The sequence below is a fragment of the Serratia nevei genome, assembly GCF_037948395.1.
In the GTDB taxonomy this organism is placed as follows: Bacteria; Pseudomonadota; Gammaproteobacteria; order Enterobacterales; family Enterobacteriaceae; genus Serratia; species Serratia nevei.
Genome location: NZ_CP149940.1, coordinates 5,328,379 through 5,345,069, shown reverse-complemented (window position 1 = coordinate 5,345,069; position 16,691 = coordinate 5,328,379). Strand labels below are relative to the sequence as shown.

Annotated in this window: 18 protein-coding genes and 1 pseudogene; 12 read left to right on the top strand and 7 right to left on the bottom strand. The window is 58.2% G+C overall.

The genetic code is table 11. The features are described from left to right. Positions 1-682 precede the first annotated feature (682 nt). The 6 genes from rpmH (at position 683) to V8N38_RS25460 (ending at position 5,470) form a co-directional block, all read left to right on the top strand. Positions 683-823 carry a 50S ribosomal protein L34 gene (gene rpmH, locus V8N38_RS25485; protein ID WP_000831330.1) on the top strand — a complete coding sequence of 47 codons (141 nt, stop codon included), beginning with the start codon at positions 683-685 and terminating at the stop codon, positions 821-823. A gap of 17 nt (positions 824-840) precedes the next feature. Then, positions 841-1,200, top strand: a complete 360-nt coding sequence (gene rnpA / locus V8N38_RS25480; protein ID WP_004933883.1) for a ribonuclease P protein component — start codon at positions 841-843, stop codon at positions 1,198-1,200. Beyond that, positions 1,164-1,421 (top strand): membrane protein insertion efficiency factor YidD, encoded by a 258-nt coding sequence (gene yidD, locus V8N38_RS25475; RefSeq protein ID WP_004933881.1) that lies wholly within the window; start codon positions 1,164-1,166, stop codon positions 1,419-1,421. Before rnpA ends, yidD begins: the two co-directional genes overlap by 37 nt. 2 nt (positions 1,422-1,423) lie before the next feature. Then, complete coding sequence (gene yidC, locus V8N38_RS25470; RefSeq protein ID WP_049200579.1) at positions 1,424-3,061, top strand: membrane protein insertase YidC; 1,638 nt, start codon at positions 1,424-1,426, stop codon at positions 3,059-3,061. A gap of 96 nt (positions 3,062-3,157) precedes the next feature. Next, complete coding sequence (gene mnmE, locus V8N38_RS25465) at positions 3,158-4,522, top strand: tRNA uridine-5-carboxymethylaminomethyl(34) synthesis GTPase MnmE (RefSeq protein WP_038876016.1); 1,365 nt, start codon at positions 3,158-3,160, stop codon at positions 4,520-4,522. A gap of 147 nt (positions 4,523-4,669) precedes the next feature. Next, positions 4,670-5,470 (top strand): MBL fold metallo-hydrolase, encoded by an 801-nt coding sequence (locus V8N38_RS25460; protein WP_147840598.1) that lies wholly within the window; start codon positions 4,670-4,672, stop codon positions 5,468-5,470. Positions 5,471-5,480: 10 nt separating this feature from the next. Here V8N38_RS25460 and V8N38_RS25455 read toward each other — a convergent pair whose 3' ends face one another. After that, entirely contained in the window at positions 5,481-6,599 is a 1,119-nt protein-coding gene (locus V8N38_RS25455) for a threonine/serine transporter (protein ID WP_070913627.1), read from the bottom strand. 58 nt (positions 6,600-6,657) lie between these two features. Next, the gene (locus V8N38_RS25450; protein ID WP_102985063.1) at positions 6,658-7,551 is read right to left on the bottom strand and encodes a hypothetical protein; all 894 of its coding nucleotides are present in this window, start codon (positions 7,549-7,551) and stop codon (positions 6,658-6,660) included. A gap of 193 nt (positions 7,552-7,744) precedes the next feature. Between V8N38_RS25450 and V8N38_RS25445 the strand changes: the two are divergent. The 4 genes and pseudogenes from V8N38_RS25445 to V8N38_RS25430 all read left to right on the top strand — a co-directional run bounded on the left by V8N38_RS25445 (position 7,745) and on the right by V8N38_RS25430 (position 10,678). Beyond that, a pseudogene (locus V8N38_RS25445) lies at positions 7,745-7,846 on the top strand. Between the two features lie 248 nt (positions 7,847-8,094). Beyond that, entirely contained in the window at positions 8,095-8,820 is a 726-nt protein-coding gene (locus V8N38_RS25440; RefSeq protein WP_060441266.1) for a 4'-phosphopantetheinyl transferase family protein, read from the top strand. A gap of 161 nt (positions 8,821-8,981) precedes the next feature. Continuing rightward, entirely contained in the window at positions 8,982-9,548 is a 567-nt protein-coding gene (locus tag V8N38_RS25435; RefSeq protein ID WP_025304752.1) for an NADPH-dependent FMN reductase, read from the top strand. A 77-nt stretch (positions 9,549-9,625) separates the two neighbouring features. After that, a complete protein-coding gene (locus tag V8N38_RS25430; protein ID WP_038876022.1) occupies positions 9,626-10,678 on the top strand; it encodes a hypothetical protein in 1,053 nt (350 codons plus the stop codon). A 35-nt stretch (positions 10,679-10,713) separates the two neighbouring features. Here V8N38_RS25430 and V8N38_RS25425 read toward each other — a convergent pair whose 3' ends face one another. After that, positions 10,714-12,051 carry an NCS2 family permease gene (locus V8N38_RS25425; RefSeq protein ID WP_028128066.1) on the bottom strand — a complete coding sequence of 446 codons (1,338 nt, stop codon included), beginning with the start codon at positions 12,049-12,051 and terminating at the stop codon, positions 10,714-10,716. 235 nt (positions 12,052-12,286) lie between these two features. Between V8N38_RS25425 and V8N38_RS25420 the strand changes: the two genes are divergently transcribed. Then, positions 12,287-12,691, top strand: coding sequence for an NUDIX hydrolase (locus V8N38_RS25420; RefSeq protein ID WP_060424368.1), 405 nt, complete (start codon positions 12,287-12,289; stop codon positions 12,689-12,691). 46 nt (positions 12,692-12,737) lie between these two features. Continuing rightward, positions 12,738-13,406: a 6-phosphogluconate phosphatase gene (yieH, locus tag V8N38_RS25415; RefSeq protein WP_147840599.1), complete on the top strand. Its 669-nt coding sequence runs from the start codon at positions 12,738-12,740 to the stop codon at positions 13,404-13,406. Here yieH and V8N38_RS25410 read toward each other — a convergent pair. The 4 genes from V8N38_RS25410 to phoU form a co-directional block, all read right to left on the bottom strand. Continuing rightward, positions 13,403-14,143: an amino acid ABC transporter permease gene (locus V8N38_RS25410; protein WP_100396620.1), complete on the bottom strand. Its 741-nt coding sequence runs from the start codon at positions 14,141-14,143 to the stop codon at positions 13,403-13,405. The two genes, yieH and V8N38_RS25410, sit on opposite strands and share 4 nt — an antisense overlap. Position 14,144: 1 nt before the next feature. Next, positions 14,145-14,858, bottom strand: coding sequence for an amino acid ABC transporter permease (locus tag V8N38_RS25405; protein ID WP_025304748.1), 714 nt, complete (start codon positions 14,856-14,858; stop codon positions 14,145-14,147). A gap of 81 nt (positions 14,859-14,939) precedes the next feature. Then, on the bottom strand, positions 14,940-15,779 hold the full coding sequence (locus V8N38_RS25400) for an ABC transporter substrate-binding protein (RefSeq protein WP_019455482.1): 840 nt from the start codon (positions 15,777-15,779) through the stop codon (positions 14,940-14,942). Positions 15,780-15,947: 168 nt separating this feature from the next. Then, positions 15,948-16,682 carry a phosphate signaling complex protein PhoU gene (gene phoU / locus V8N38_RS25395; protein WP_060441267.1) on the bottom strand — a complete coding sequence of 245 codons (735 nt, stop codon included), beginning with the start codon at positions 16,680-16,682 and terminating at the stop codon, positions 15,948-15,950. Between the last annotated feature and the right edge of the window lie 9 nt (positions 16,683-16,691).

Below are 16,691 nucleotides of genomic sequence, written 5' to 3'. Positions count from 1 at the left end.
GGCGGACTCCACTCGAACAAGATCAATAAAGAAAAGAAACGGGCAACTTTTTTATAACTCATGATTTTTGACACATACCCGGCATCGGCTGTTTGCCTGTGGGGGATGCGAACCGCCTTTCACGGTTTGTGTCCCTCACGATCCCGGTATGAGGGATCGCGATCGGAATGACGGATCATAGCGCAATCCGCGCAAGAGATCCTCCCCTTCCTCACAGATTAGATCCATTTTATCCACAGGCCGCAGCCGGCGGCGATCTTTTCACCGCCGGCGCCGAATGGCCGCGCAGATCCCGGCCGCTGCCCCGCGTTTTTTACATTGTCAACCGGTTATACCCTGTTATCCACGCCGGATCCTGAGATCGCGCGCAAAGGATCTCACGGGGATCCTTGCGATTTCACCCCGAGTCCGTATAATCTTCGCCCTACGTGTGATACCTGGTTCCTTATGGTGCGTCATTAGCCAGACAGGATTCTGCGGTGACCACGGGCCAAGACCGGATTTTGTTCCGTTATTGGCAGACAACCAGGTAGGCTGGCGCGATGCGAATTGACTCAGGACTGTACAATTATTACAATCCCGCTTCTTTATGTATTGCGATTGAGGCGTCGGTCATCTTCACGCCGAGTAGCCAAACGCGTTTACTGATCAGTAATTATTTTAAGTTTAGGTAGAAATCGCTATGAAACGCACTTTCCAACCGTCCGTATTGAAGCGCAACCGTAGCCACGGTTTCCGTGCTCGTATGGCCACCAAAAATGGTCGTCAAGTTCTGGCCCGCCGTCGTGCGAAAGGCCGTGCTCGTCTGACTGTTTCTAAGTAATAAAGCTAACCCGCTGAGTGGTTAAGCTCGCTTTTCCCAGGGAGTTACGTTTGTTAACTCCCACTCATTTCACTTTCGTCTTCCAGCAGCCACAACGGGCTGGCACGCCGCAAATCACCATCCTCGGCCGCCTGAACCAGCTGGGGCATCCCCGCATCGGTCTTACCGTCGCCAAAAAACACGTCAAACGCGCGCACGAGCGTAATCGGATCAAACGCCTAACCCGCGAAAGCTTCCGCCTGCGCCAGCACGAATTACCGGCGATGGATTTTGTCGTGGTGGCCAAAAAGGGGATAGCGGATTTGGATAACCGCGCGCTGACGGAAGCTTTGGATAAATTATGGCGTCGCCACTGTCGCCAGGCTCCCGCATCCTGATCGGGCTGGTGCGGGCCTATCAGCTCGTCATCAGTCCGCTGCTAGGGCCTCGTTGTCGCTTCCAGCCGACATGCTCTCATTACGCAATTGAGGCATTAAGCAGGTTTGGCATGATAAAAGGCAGTTGGTTAGCATTGAAACGCGTATTAAAATGCCACCCTTTGAACCCAGGTGGCGATGATCCGGTGCCGCCAAAAACCGACGATAACAGAGAACACTAACGATGGATTCGCAACGCAATCTTCTCCTCATCGCTCTGCTGTTCGTGTCTTTCATGATCTGGCAGGCATGGCAAACGGACAACGCTCCGCAGCCGGCCGCACAGACCACGCAACAGACTTCGAACGCAGTAGCCGGTGATGCCGCCAGCCAGGCCGTGCCAGCCAGTGGTCAGGGTAAGCTGATTACCGTGAACACCGACGTGCTGTCACTGACCATCAACACCCGTGGTGGCGATATCGAGCAGGCTAAACTGTTGGCCTACCCGGATACTCTGGGTTCATCGACTCCGTTCCAACTGCTGGAAACCACTCCGTCATTCGTCTATCAGGCGCAAAGCGGCCTGACCGGTAAAAACGGCCCGGACAACCCGGCCAACGGCGAACGCCCGCTGTATCAGGCGGCGCAGGACAGCTACACCCTGCCGGAAGGCCAGGACGAGCTGCGCATCCCGCTGACCTACACCGATAAAGACGGCGCGGTCTACACCAAGACCTTCGTGCTCAAACGCGATCACTATGCGGTCGGCGTGGATTACAGCATCGACAACAAAGGCGCGACGCCGCTGGAGCTGACCCTGTTCGGCCAGCTGAAGCAGACCACCGAATTGCCTAAGCACCGCGACACCGGCAGCAGCAACTTCGCACTGCACACCTTCCGCGGCGCGGCGTACTCGTCCAGCGATGACAAGTACCAGAAATACGCATTCGACAAAGACGAAAACCTGAGCGTCACCACCAAAGACGGTTGGGTCGCCATGCTGCAACAGTACTTCGCCACCGCGTGGGTACCGGCGACCAAGGGTGACAACACCTTCTACACCGCCAAACCGGGCGACAACCTGTCCACCATCGGCTTCAAATCTACGCCGGTCGTGGTGCAGCCGGGCGCTCAGCAGCAGCTGAACGCGACCCTGTGGGTCGGCCCGGAGCTGCAGGACCAGATGGCCCAGCTGGCGCCGCACCTGGACCTGACCGTGGATTACGGTTGGCTGTGGTTCATCTCCCAGCCGCTGTTCAAACTGCTGAAGTTCATCCACGGCTTTATCGGTAACTGGGGCTTCTCCATCATAATCATCACCTTCATCGTGCGCGGCATCATGTACCCGCTGACCAAGGCGCAGTACACCTCGATGGCGAAAATGCGCATGCTGCAGCCGAAGCTGCAGGCGATGCGCGAGCGCATCGGCGATGACAAACAGCGCATGAGCCAAGAGATGATGGCGCTGTACAAGGCGGAGAAAGTGAACCCGCTCGGCGGCTGCCTGCCGCTGATCATTCAGATGCCGATCTTCCTGGCGCTGTACTACATGCTGATGGGTTCGGTCGAGTTGCGCCACGCGCCGTTCGCCCTGTGGATCCATGACCTGTCGGCGCAAGACCCGTACTACATCCTGCCAATCCTGATGGGCGTGACAATGTTCTTCATTCAGAAGATGTCGCCGACCACCGTGACTGACCCGATGCAGCAGAAAATCATGACCTTCATGCCGGTGATCTTCACAGTGTTCTTCCTGTGGTTCCCGTCCGGTCTGGTACTGTACTACATCGTCAGTAACCTGGTGACCATCCTGCAGCAGCAGCTGATTTACCGTGGTCTGGAAAAACGCGGTCTGCACAGCCGCGACAAGAAAAAAAGCTAAGCGTATTGTAGGGGTTCGGCGCGCCGACCCTTGCAGTCACACCAAAGGCGGTCATTAGACCGCCTTTTTGCATCTTAATCGTCAGAGAGAACCGTTATGAGCACCACCGATACCATCGTAGCCCAAGCCACCCCGCCGGGACGCGGCGGCGTCGGCATTCTGCGCATTTCCGGAAGCCAGGCCAAAGACGTCGCCCAGGCGTTGCTCGGCAAGCTGCCGAAGCCGCGCTACGCTGACTATCTGCCGTTCCGCGACGCCACGGGCGCCACCCTCGATCAGGGCATCGCGCTGTGGTTCCCGGGGCCGAACTCCTTTACCGGCGAAGACGTGCTGGAACTGCAGGGCCACGGCGGGCCGGTGATCCTCGATCTGTTGCTCAAGCGCGTGCTGGCGCTGCCCGACGTGCGCATCGCACGGCCCGGCGAGTTCTCCGAACGCGCGTTCCTCAACGACAAACTCGATTTGGCGCAGGCCGAAGCGATTGCCGATCTGATCGACGCCAGCTCCGAGCAGGCGGCACGTTCGGCGATGAACTCGCTGCAGGGCGCCTTCTCCACCCGCATCCACCAGCTCGTGGAAGCGCTCACTCACCTGCGAATCTACGTGGAAGCGGCGATCGACTTCCCCGACGAGGAAATCGACTTCCTGTCCGACGGTAAAATCGAGGCGCAGCTCAACGACGTAATGGCGGATCTGGACAGCGTGCGCGGCGAAGCGCGCCAGGGCAGCCTGCTGCGCGAAGGGATGAAGGTGGTGATCGCCGGGCGTCCCAACGCCGGTAAATCCAGCCTGCTCAATGCGTTAGCCGGGCGCGAGGCGGCGATCGTCACCGATATCGCCGGCACCACCCGCGACGTCCTGCGCGAACATATCCATATCGACGGCATGCCGCTGCACATCATCGACACCGCCGGCCTGCGCGACGCCAGCGACGAAGTTGAGCGTATCGGTATCGAACGTGCCTGGAACGAGATCGAACAGGCCGACAGAGTGCTGTTTATGGTTGACGGCACCACCACCGCCGCCACCGAGCCGGCGGAGATTTGGCCGGAGTTTATGGCGCGCCTTCCGGGCACGCTGCCGATCACCGTGGTGCGCAACAAAGCCGACATCACCGGTGAAACGCTGGGTCTGACAGAAGTGAACAACCACTCACTTATTCGCCTGTCGGCGCGCACCGGCGAAGGCGTCGATGTGCTGCGCGATCATCTGAAACAGAGCATGGGCTTCACCAGCAACATGGAAGGCGGCTTCCTGGCGCGCCGTCGCCACCTGCAGGCGCTGGAGCTGGCGGCACAGCACCTGGTACAAGGCAAAGAACAGTTAGTGAGCGCTTACGCGGGCGAGCTGTTGGCCGAGGAGCTGCGCCAGGCGCAGCTGGCCTTGAGTGAAATCACCGGCGAATTCACCTCCGACGACCTGCTGGGCCGCATCTTCTCCAGCTTCTGTATCGGTAAATAACGCCGCCAGACGCCTTCACGGCCGGGACAAACCCTTGTTCCGGCCGTTTTTCTTTCCCGCGCTCGCTCTGCGCGCCGGCTCACAGAGCCGCTACCGCCCTCCACGCTATACTGAAAAGTCAGGAATCTCTCTCAGGAACGAGTCAACATGGCATTGACCCTCAAGGTACTGCTGGAAAACCGCCGCGCCGCCGGCGCCGACCCATTATTGCAGGCCAAGGCCGGGCTAAGCCTGCTGATTGAGGATGAGACGACGTCCATACTGTTCGATACCGGCCCCGACGACAGCTTTCTGCGCAATGCGGCGCTGATGGGCGTCGATCTCTCCCGTATTACCGCAACAGTGCTCTCCCACGGCCACTATGACCACTGCGGCGGCGTCGCCTGGCTGCCGGACAACAGCCGCATCATCTGCCACCCGCAGATCGGGGATGAACGCTATGCGGCGCTGAAGGTGCTGGGCCACACCCGCAAAATCAAAAAGCTCTCCTTGGATATCGACTACTCGCGCCACCGCATGCACTACAGCCGCGAACCGCTGGCGATCGGCGATCGCTTTATGTGGTCAGGCGAAATCGCGGTACCCGCCCCGCGCGCCTACGGGGTGATCGCCGGGGAAAACGCGGCGGTAGATTACGTGATCGACGAAGGGGTGCTGATTTACAAATCGGATCGAGGTCTGGTGATCGTGACCGGCTGCGGGCACCGCGGGATCGTCAATATCGTGCGCCATTGCCAGAAAATCACCGGGATCGATCGGATCCACGCCCTGATCGGCGGTTTTCATCTACGCTGCGCTTCCCCGCGCACGCTCTGGCGCGTCCGCCGTTTTTTACGGCAGTATCCGCCGGAAAAGATCATGGGCTGCCACTGTACCGGCGCCTGGGGCCAGCTATGGCTGCCGGCAGGGATCTCGCCAGCCACCGGCGATACGCTGATCCTGGATTAGACGTACCGCCTTACACAAATAGCGTCGCTATCACCGCGATGCCGCAGCACAGCACCGCTATTCCCACCATCTTTTGCCGGCCGTCGCCCCGCTGTAAAAAATACAGTGATGGGATGAAAAAGACGGTCATCACGATAACGGGTATCGACCAGCTCGAGATGATCTTGATAATACTCGGATTAATCGTGCCGATAAGCGTACAGACAATAATGTTCCCCGCGATAATTCCCTTTTTTCCCGCCATGCCGAAGGACGTAATACCGTCGATTACACCAGTCAACGTGCCCATATAAGCACCACCGGTGAGCAAACACAGCAATAGGGCTGCGCCTAACCATGCCATCGAGTTGCCGGTCAAGCCGGCGGTATAAAACAGCGCATCCACATTACGGCCGTTAATGATCGAGATATCATCCAACGTCAGCAAGCGGCTGATAGCGATAACGATCATGGCGATAAACGCCAAGATCAGTATCTTGCCGAACAGAATACTGCGCGCCTGCGGCCGCACTGCGCTTTTCGCAAACCGCTGGATGCACGGGGTAAAGTTAAACGTAAAAAGAAAAATCGGCAGCAGCATCAACGTCTGCAATGAAATGCTCGTCGGCGCAGGCGCCAGCTGAGCCCCAGCAGGTTGTAACAGGAAAAACACCGTCAGGATCGCCACCATCACGATAGAAACCAGTGCCATTCTGGAGATCAGGTGCTCAATTCGCTGGCTAAACGCCAACCATGCAGCCGACAGCATCGCACTCAACAACAGCGAAATACCGCCCCGAATCCAGAATCCATCGTGGAGAAAAGACACGACAACGTTAACCAGAGTAATGAAATTTATCAGCACGATAATGATCATCGACAGAATAAACAGCACACAGACAATTGCCGCCGCCCGCTCGCCGATAAACGTCGATGATGCCGCCAGGAAATCTTTCTCCGGGTGCGAAGTGATGAATTTGAAAAAAAGATAGTGCGCCATCATCGATACCGACATGGCGATAACGATAAACAGCGCGAACACTTTCATTCCCAGCACGCCCGGCCCAACAGCCTGCGGCAAAAAGAAAATCCCGGCGCCAAATGCCGTGGAGAAAAAGGTAACTGGCCAATACAGGTGTGAAATTTTCATGATGATGCTCGACCATCATGGCTATGCGGCAACGCATAGCCAACTGGCACAAAAAATGTCATTCGAAACAGGATCTGCCGAAGAAGACCAGTAAGGAAGGCAAGGAGAAGTTATCGTAAAAAGTCGCGGCTGCACGATAGCCGTTAAGCACGTTAACGCGCGAACACAGCGGAAAAACGCCAATATGCGACGTGTAATTATCGAAGACTTTATTGGAGGAAATGCGATACCGAATGGCCCTGAACGTCGCGGCATTTCCCGCCGCGCAGGTCGGTTTATTTTCCTTGATGATATCGAACCTGTGCTCTCCCACCGTCATCTTCACATTGCCGTCTTGGCGCTGAAAATACGCCTCTTTATCCATACGGTTCTTAATATGGCGTTTAAAGCGATCCGCCATGTTTTTTTCACTGACATAAAATGTATTTATATCAATACCATGTCTTTGATTCGACGCCAGAATGTAGTCATTTATTTTTTCCGGAATAATATACGGCGATGTCGCTATCTTCCTGAATTCGTTAGCGCCGTCTATCTCGCTGCCATCGCTTTTTTCCATATAGAAATCATTTATTTCCATCAAGAAGTCAGGCTGAACATTGAGTTGTCGAATGGATTCGGCTATGTAGTCAATGCAGAATTGCGCTGATTTTTCCACTTCACTGCTGACAGAAAAACGATCGTCCAAATTAACCACGGTATGCCCACCGGAAATCAGCACCTTATCCGTCAAAAAAGACGATGCCAGCGCGATGAGCTCTTCGACGTTGTTATTTGAAACCTCATTATTGACCACCTCAATGATTCCATTCTGATCGGCTTTGTAGACGATAAAACGATCTTCGCCCTTCCAACCTTTTTTGCAGTTGCATTTATATTCTTTAAAAACAACACGTTCAGCTGTCTTATAAAATTCGGCGCTTTGCAGCGGCATTAACTCGAGATCTGGCATGCCCTTCTTCCCTATTCGTAGCCAATGACGCCAATTTTGTATAACAATAGCTAATGTAAATTTAGTGATCTGACTCTGATAATTAACAATCACCCACATAAATCATGGTTTTTTTGGCCTTGATCACATTTCCAAGTTCAGGTTATTTTAACCATTTTTATTTTGTGGTTTTATGTATCCAACAAAAGAATGCGGAGAGGTGGGCGAGTGGTTTAAGCCAGATTTAAGAAACTAACCGTTTCTTAAATCCACACGAGTCATCGTGTCGTAGGTTCGAATCCTGCTCTCTCCGCCAACTTTTTCTTATCTGATAGTTATTTTTATAGATTCATTAGACGCCGTCGATTCGAACGTGGTTGGTTTCGGTACTGATTAATTTTATGCGCTTATTCAGATCCGCACGCTCTTCTCCCTCCCCCGCCTATATAGCGCAAAAGCCAACAAATCGGATAAAACGCATAGTGTTTTTTGATGATAAATCCTCAACTTAGTCTTAATCTAACACCCCTGCGTTCTTAGCGACCCTCTGTCATGGAGTGAACAATGGCGTGTCATTTTGCCCGCTGGACCCCGGCCTCCGCTGTCCTGGATACCCAAAGACTCTCCGACGAAGTGATAGCCGCCACCCGCACCTTTTCCGTTAAACGCCGCACGCGCTACCTGCAAGGGCGCATTCTGCTCGCCGAAATGATGTTCTATCTGTACGGCCTGCCGACGCTGCCCCCCATCGCCACCACGCCGACCGGCCGCCCCTGTTTCGCCGATCATCAGTTGCCCGATTTCAGCCTCGCTTACGCCAGCAACACCGTGGGCGTGCTGCTCAGCGACGAGGGCAAAGTCGGACTGGATATCGAAGTGATGCGCGCGCGCGGCACCCGGCAAAGCGCGCTGCAACACGCGCATCAGACGCCGGCAGAAAGTGCCTGGATCGGCGCGCAGGACGATCGGCTGGAGGCAGAGACTCAGCTGTGGAGCATCCGGCAAAGCGTGCTGAAAATTTCCGGCCTCGGCAACAGCGGCCAGGCTACGCTGCGTCTGCATCCCTTCTCCGGCCACCTGCGCTCCAGCGCCACGCCGGACGTTCAGGTGATGAGCGACGCCGACGAATACCTGAGCTGGGCCTGCGCCGGCAGCCCCGGCCTGGACCGCCTGCTGTGCTGGCGCTACGAAGAGCGCCGCGGCCTGCACAAAGACGGGGAAATCTCGCCGCGCAGCCCGGCGGTATCCTCGCGCTTCGTTAAACTGACGGGCCTGAAGACGCCCGGTTAACGCAGCGCAAAGCGGATAACGCTGTCTTTACCGCACAAGTTGCTGGATTAAATTGTAAAGACAGCTAAATGTTGAGCAATCGCCTATTCTCGACCCGCGCTTTAGCCTACTATTCGCCCATGTTGTACGCTGAATCTGCTCATTCGAAAGGGAGAATCACCATGTCAGACCAAGCCTTGAAAATCGTCACTCTGCTCGGCAGCCTGCGCAAAGGCTCCTACAACGCCATGGTGGCCCGTGCCCTGCCTGGGCTGGCCCCACAAGGCGTCACCATTGAAGCGCTGCCTTCCATCCGCGATATCCCGCTGTACGACGCCGACATGCAACAGGGTGAAGGCTTCCCTGCCGCTGTCGAGGCGATCGCCGAACAGATCCGCCAGGCCGACGGCGTGATCATCGTCACCCCTGAATATAACTATTCCGTGCCCGGCGGGTTGAAGAACGCCATCGACTGGCTGTCTCGCTTGCCGAATCAGCCGCTGGCCGGCAAGCCGGTCGCCATTCAAACCAGCTCGATGGGGCCGATCGGCGGCGCGCGCTGCCAATACCACCTGCGCCAGATCCTGGTGTTCCTCGATGCGATGGTAATGAACAAGCCTGAGTTCATGGGCGGCGTGATCCAGAGCAAGGTCGATGAACAGGCCGGTGAACTGAGCGATCAGGGAACGCTGGATTTCCTGACCGGCCAGCTGTCCGCGTTCAGCGATTTTATTCGCCGCGTGGAGTGACCGTCTCGCGGTGCCCGCGGGGCGCCGCAACAGGACATGAAGTCCGTCAATTCATTGAAAATTAAAGCCATAGCATCATGTATTTTTTCATTTTAGCGTTATTTTTTGTTTCCATCACCAGTCCCGCTTTCGCCGCAGACATGCGTTATCCCGCTGGTGAAGAGCCGCTGGAGCTGCCGGCACACAGCGCGCTCAACGCCCAGCTGTCGCGATCCGCGCAAAACCAGGAAGACAAAAAGCTGGGCGCCATGTCGCTGTACCTGACGCTGATGCGCGAAGACGGCCGCAACGTCTGGGCGCCCTACCAGCTGGCGGTATCGTCGGCGGAGAAAGGCCAAACCGAGCTGGCGGAGCGCTACCTGCAGCTGAGCGCCGACCGCGGCCTGTGGTACTACTACAACCTGCTGGAGGACGACGCCTTCAACAGCATCCAGCACTCCGCCACCTACCAATCGATCTTGGCCGCCACCAAAGCGCGCTATCTGCAGCACGCCCGTCACTATGAAGGCAAGGCCAGCTACGCGATGCCGGACGGCGAAGCGCCGCCCGAAGGCTGGCCAACGGTGATCTTCCTGCATACCTACGGCAAAGCCGCCGCCATCAGCCCCGAAGAACGGCTGCTGTTCGGCGAAATGGGCGTGGCGTACATCGAGATCAACGGCACGCAGATGCTGTCGGAAAACAGCTTCCGCTGGTCGAATTACAGCGACGAGAGCACCCACACCGCCATTCAGCGTACGCTGCAACAGCTGGCTCCCCAGCTAAAGCTGAATACCCAACGGATTTACCTCAGCGCCCGCGGCCAGGGCGCACTGCACGCCGCCAACCTGATCGCGAAGTACCCGCAGTTTTACGCCGGTGCACTCCTGATCGCCCCCAACGGGGAGATCAAGCCGGCCCAGCAGTCGCTGGCGGCGCAAAAGAAAATCGTGATGGCGTATTACGATCGGCAGAACTTCAGCGAGCAGGCGCTGGCATTGCACTTCGCCAATCTGTTCGGGGAGGATAATCAGGTGCAGACGCTGCACTTCGCCCAAGGAGAGGATGCCGCCGGCAGTTGGCAGGCGCGCTTCAGGCGGCCGTTGCAGTGGGTGTTGGATCGGGCGCCGGATGCGACGCCGGGCGTCTAGGGGTTCAGGGCCGGCAGGCGCCGGCCCTTTGGCGGTCAATGGCCGTCGACGAAGACGATCTTCAGCACGAACAGCAGCGCCACCACCACCACACACGGGCTGATTTCACGCCAGCGGCCGGTGCCGAGCTTCATCACGCAGTAGGAGATAAAGCCGAGCGCGATACCTTCGGTGATCGAGAAGCTGAACGGCATCATCACCGCGGTAACAAACGCCGGTACCGCTTCGGTCAGATCGTCCCACTTCACCCGCGCCAGGCTGGAGGTCATCAGCACGCCGACGTAGATCAGCGCGCCGGCGGCGGCGTAAGCCGGCACCATGCCCGCCAGCGGCGACAGGAAGATCACCAGCAGGAACAGCAGGCCGGTGACCACCGCCGTCAAACCGGTGCGGCCGCCGACGGCGACGCCGGAAGAGCTTTCGATGTAAGCGGTCACGGAAGAGGTGCCCGCCAGCGAACCGGCCACCGAGCTGATGCTGTCGACGTACAGCGCCTGCTTCATGCGCGGGAACTTGCCCTGGCTGTCGGTCAGGCCGGCTTTATCGGTAACGCCGATCAGGGTGCCCGAAGAGTCGAACAGGTTCACCAGCATAAACGAGAAAATAACCCCGGCCAGCCCGATGTTCAGCGCGCCGGCCACGTCGACCTGGCCCACCACCGAGGTGATGCTCGGCGGCAGGGAGAACAGGCCGCCGTATTTCACGTCGCCCAGCATCCAGCCGATAAGGGTGGTGACCACGATCGACACCAGCACCGCCGCGTGGAAGTTACGCGAAGAGAGCACGGCGATGATGAAGAAGCCGAGCGCGCCCAGCAGCACGTTGTGCGAGGTCAGGCTGCCGATGGTCACCAGCGTGTCCGGGTTGGCCACTACGATGCCGGCGTTTTTCAGCCCCATCATGCCGATGAACAGACCGATGCCGCTGGTGATGCCGACCCGCAGGCTGACCGGAATGTTGGCGATCATCCAGTAGCGGATGCGGAAAATGGTCAGCAGCAGCAGGCCGACCGCTCCCCAGAAGATGGCGCCCATGCCCACCTGCCAGGAGATGCCCATCGCCCCGACCACCACGAAGGCGAAGAAGGCGTTCAGGCCCATCGCCGGCGCCAGCGCCACCGGCAGGTTCGCCAGCAGGCCCATAAAGATGCTGCCGAAGGCGGCGATCAAACAGGTAGTGACAAATACCGCCTGGGTATCCATGCCCGCCGCGCCCAAAATTTGAGGGTTAACGAACACGATATACACCATGGTGAGGAAGGTGGTGATACCGGCAATCGTTTCCGTACGCGCCGTCGTGCCATGTTGCTTGAGTTTAAACACGCGCCCAAGCAAGCCTTGCTCAGCGTCAAGGCCAGATACTGGTTTGGTCATTATCAGAATTCCGAAAATGGGAATGGACAGTCGCCGGCTATCCTATAACAAAAAGTGGGGCTTTTGACGCCGGTCACAGGTTTTTTTCGCCGTCTTTACGGCTAAACGCGTCAACGGCTTGTATTTACAGGCTTTCATTCCCCGTTCCCGCCCGCTGCGTTGCCGTTTGCCGGCACGGCCGATAAAATGGCCTATCGCATCTCTTACCCTACCCGCTAAAAAAACAGGAATCCGCATGTCTTCGACCTTTATCGATAAGCTCGCGTTAATTACGCTAAAAGATGACAAAGTGGCGCTGGTGCGTTCACACAATAAGACGCTGTTTTATGTCCCGGGCGGAAAACGCGAAGCGGGTGAAACCGACGAACAGGCGCTGTGCCGCGAAATCGACGAAGAGCTGACCGTGGCGCTGCTGCCGAGCTCCATCGCGTTTTACGGCGAGTTCACCGGCCCGGCGGACGGCAAGCAGGACGGCACCCAGGTGCGCATTCGCTGCTATCAGGCCGACTTTACCGGGCAGCTGCAGCCGGCCGCCGAAATCGCCGAACTCAGGTGGTGCGACAGCCGCGATTTGCCGCACTGCTCACACGTCGCCGCGCTGATTTTGCACGATCTTAAGGCGCGTAACCTGATCAAGTGATCGCTGAGCGGCCTCAGCGGCGTTAACCCGAAGGAACCTGTCCCGCATGAATCAGATTGACTGCATTTTGTTCGACTGCGACGGCACGCTGGTGGACAGCGAAGTGCTGTGCAGCAAAGCCTATGTGCACATGTTCGCCCGATACGGCATTCACCTGTCGCTGGAAGAGGTGTTCAAGAAATACAAAGGGGTGAAGCTGTACGAGATCATCGATCGGGTCAACGCCGAGCAGGGCACTAACCTGGCAAAAAAGGCGCTGGAACCGCTGTATCGGCAGGAGGTGGCGCGGCTGTTCGACAGCGAATTACAGCAGATTGCCGGCGCCCGCGAGCTGCTGGCGCAGGTGACGGTGCCTGTCTGCACTGTCTCCAACGGGCCGGTCAGCAAGATGCAGCACTCGCTCGGCCTGACCGGCATGCTGCCTTATTTTGATGACCGGTTGTTCAGCGGCTATGACATTCAGCGCTGGAAGCCGGATCCGGCGATCGTGTTTCACGCCGCCGAACGGATGCAGGTGCCGGTGGCGCGCTGCATCCTGGTGGACGATTCGCCCGCCGGCGCCCAGGCCGGCATCAACGCCGGCATTCCGGTCTTTTACTTCTGCGCCGATCCGCATAACCCGCCGATCGACCACCCGCTGGTGACGACGTTCGACGACCTGGCCCAGCTGCCCGCGCTGTGGCGCGAACGCGGCTGGCGGCTCACGGCCGATTAACTGGCCGGCAACGGCGGCTTGTTGCGCCACCAGCGCCAGGACCGTTTCAGCGCGCGGGTTTGCGCGCCGAAGCGGCGGTTAATCGCGTTGGCCAGCAGATCGAGCGCCAGGCAGAACACGAAATAGACCAGCGCCACGAACAGGAACACTTCCATCGGGTAGACCATGCTGCGGTTGTTGACCTGGGTCGCCAGAAAGGTCAGTTCGCCAACGCCGACGATATAAGCCAGCGAGGTGTCTTTGATCAGGGAGATCCACTGGTTAATGAACGACGGCACCATCATGCGCAGCGCCTGCGGCAGCACGATCATGCGCAGCGTCTGCCAACGGGTCAGCCCCAGAGAAAGCCCGGCCTGCCACTGGCCGGGGCCGATCGCGGCGATGCCGGCCTTCACCGCATGGGCCAAATAGGCCGAAGCGATCAGCGCCAGCGCGCACACCACGGTAGTGATTTCCGGGATCTCGACGCCAAACACCATCGGCAGCAGGAAATAGGTCCAGAAGATCAGCATGATGACCGGAATGGCGCGGAAAAAGCCCAGCACCGCCGCCAGCAATCCGGCAGCGACGCCGCGCGACATCGCCAGCGCCACGCCGAGTAAGGTACCAAGCACCGCCGAAGCCACGCCGGCCATCAGGCTGATCGCCAACGTCAGCGCCGCGCCGCCCAGCGGTCCGTCCGGCCAGGTGCCCCACAGCAGGTAGCCCAGGTTATCGTGAATTACGCTGAAATCCATCTCAATGCCCTCCCAGCGGTTTACGCTGTTGGCGCCACATGCCCCAGCCTTCCAGCAGCGCGATGATGGCGATATACAGCACCGTCGCCACGCCGAACGCCTGGAAGGTGCGCAACGTTTCGGTTTCGACCTGACGCGAGGCGTAAGAGAGTTCGGCAACGCCGATAGCCATGGTCAGCGACGAGTTCTTGATCACGTTCATGTATTGCCCGAGCAGCGGCGGCAGCGCGATTTTCAGCGCCTGCGGCAGCACCACGTAGCGCATCGCCTGCCAGCCGGTCAGCCCCAGCGCCTGGGCGGCATATTTCTGCCCGCCGGCGACGCCGCGAATACCGGAACGGATCTCTTCGGCGATAAAGGCGGTAGAGTAGAGCGTCAGGCCGAAGAAACCGGCGAGAAACTCGAACGACGGCCACTCAAGCGGGCCGACCTGATGCGAGCTGTTCAGCCACTGCATGGCGGCGGACGGCAGGATCTGCCCGGCGGCGAAATACCAGAAGAACAGCTGCACCAGCAGCGGCGTATTGCGAAACAGCGAGCTGTACCCCATCGCCAGCCAGCGCAACGGCCGCAGGCTGCTGTCGCGCATCGCCGCCAGCACAAAGCCCAGCAGCGTGGCCGCCAGGCCCGCGCAGGCGGAAAGCCACAGCGTCAGCAGAAAGCCGTGCCACAGCCAGCTCAGGTATTGCGGCGCCAGCAGCCAGTCCAGGTTCATGTTCAATCCTTGTCTTGCAGAATGCATCAGGGGCGCAGCAAGCTGCGCCCCTCCGTGCCGATCTCACCGCGAGCGGTTAAATCAGGCTTTCGGTTGCTGATCCAAAGGCGCGATTTTGAAATCACCGCGCGGTTGGGCGGATTGGGTTTCCGGCCCGAACCAGCGATCGTAAATCTTAACCGCTTCGCCGTCTTTTTCCAGCTTGATCAACGTCTCGTTCACCGCGGCGGTCAGGCGATCTTCGCCCTTGGGAATGCCGACGCCCTGGTACTCTTTGGTCAGGCTGAACGGCGAAATTTCAAACTCCGCCTTCTGCGCCGCCGGCAGGTTGCCAAGCAGGCCGACCAGCTTGGCGTCGTCCTGAGTGATCGCCTGCACGTTGCCGTTACGCAGCGCCACGAACGCCAGCGGAGTGTCATCGTAAGAGATCACTTTCGCCGTCGGGAAACGCTCGCGCAGGGTGATTTCCTGCACCGTGCCCTTATCCGCGCCGATGCGCAGCTTCTTGATGTCTTCCGGGGTTTTCAGCACGCCTTTGCGGGCGATGAATTTCTGGCCGGTGGCGAAGTACGGCACGCTGAAGTTCACTTCCTTGGCGCGCTCGTCGGTAATGGTGAAGTTGGCGGCGATCAGGTCAACCTTCTTCGACACCAGCAGCGGAATGCGGTTGGCCGGGTTGGTGGCGCGCAGTTCCACTTTTACCCCCAGCGCTTTGCCGATCGCATCGGCGACGTCCACATCGTAGCCCACCAGCTTCTTGCTCTGCGGGTCGATGTAGCCGAACGGCGGGTTGCTGTCGAACACCGCGATACGCACCACGCCGGCTTGCTTGATATCGTCAAGTTTGTCCGCGTGCGCGGCGCCGGCGGCGAGGCCGGTCAGACTGGCTAACAACGTTAAGGCCAAAGCGCGATGTTTCATAGAAAGCTCCTAAGTGGTTGATGTCCTGCTGGCGGATAAGCTAGCAAGCGCCACATAGGTCAGGAAATAATATAAAAAGCTATGTTTATAACCTTTTTATCTTTACGCGCTTAAGATGGAATAAAGGCGCGGGAAACCGCGCCTTTGAAGGATATTACCCGGAAAGGGTTAGTCGGCTTTTTCGTCTTTACCGTCCGGAGAGAGCAGCTTTTCCAGGGCGTCGCCGCCCAAATGACGGAAGTCCTGCCCTTTGACGAAATAGAAGATAAATTCGCAGATGTTCTGGCAGCGGTCGCCGATGCGCTCGATAGAACGGGCGCAGAACAGCGCGGTCAGCACGCTGGGAATGGTGCGTGAGTCTTCCATCATGTAGGTCATCAGCTGACGCACGATGCCTTCATACTCCTGGTCGACCTTTTTATCTTCGCGGTAAATACGGATCGCCTCGTCCAGATCCATGCGCGCGAAGGCATCCAACACGTCGTGCAGCATCTGCACGGTGTGGCGCCCCAGCGATTCCAGGCTGACCAACAGCGGCTGGTGCTGGTGCGAGAACTTTTCCAGCGCGGTGCGGCAAATTTTGTCCGCCACGTCGCCGATGCGCTCCAGCTCGGAAATGGTTTTGATGATCGCCATCACCAGGCGCAGATCGCTGGCGGTTGGCTGGCGCTTGGCGATGATGCGCACGCAGGCTTCGTCGATCGCCACTTCCATCATGTTGACCTTGGCGTCGCCTTCGATCACGCGCTTGGCCAGCTCGCCATCCTGATTGTGCATCGCGGTGATGGCGTCGGTCAGCTGCTGCTCCACCAGCCCGCCCATGGTCAGCACCTGGGTGCGGATATGCTCAAGCTCTGCGTTGAACTGGCCGGAAATGTGTTTATTTAAATTCAGGTTATCCATGATGCTTCC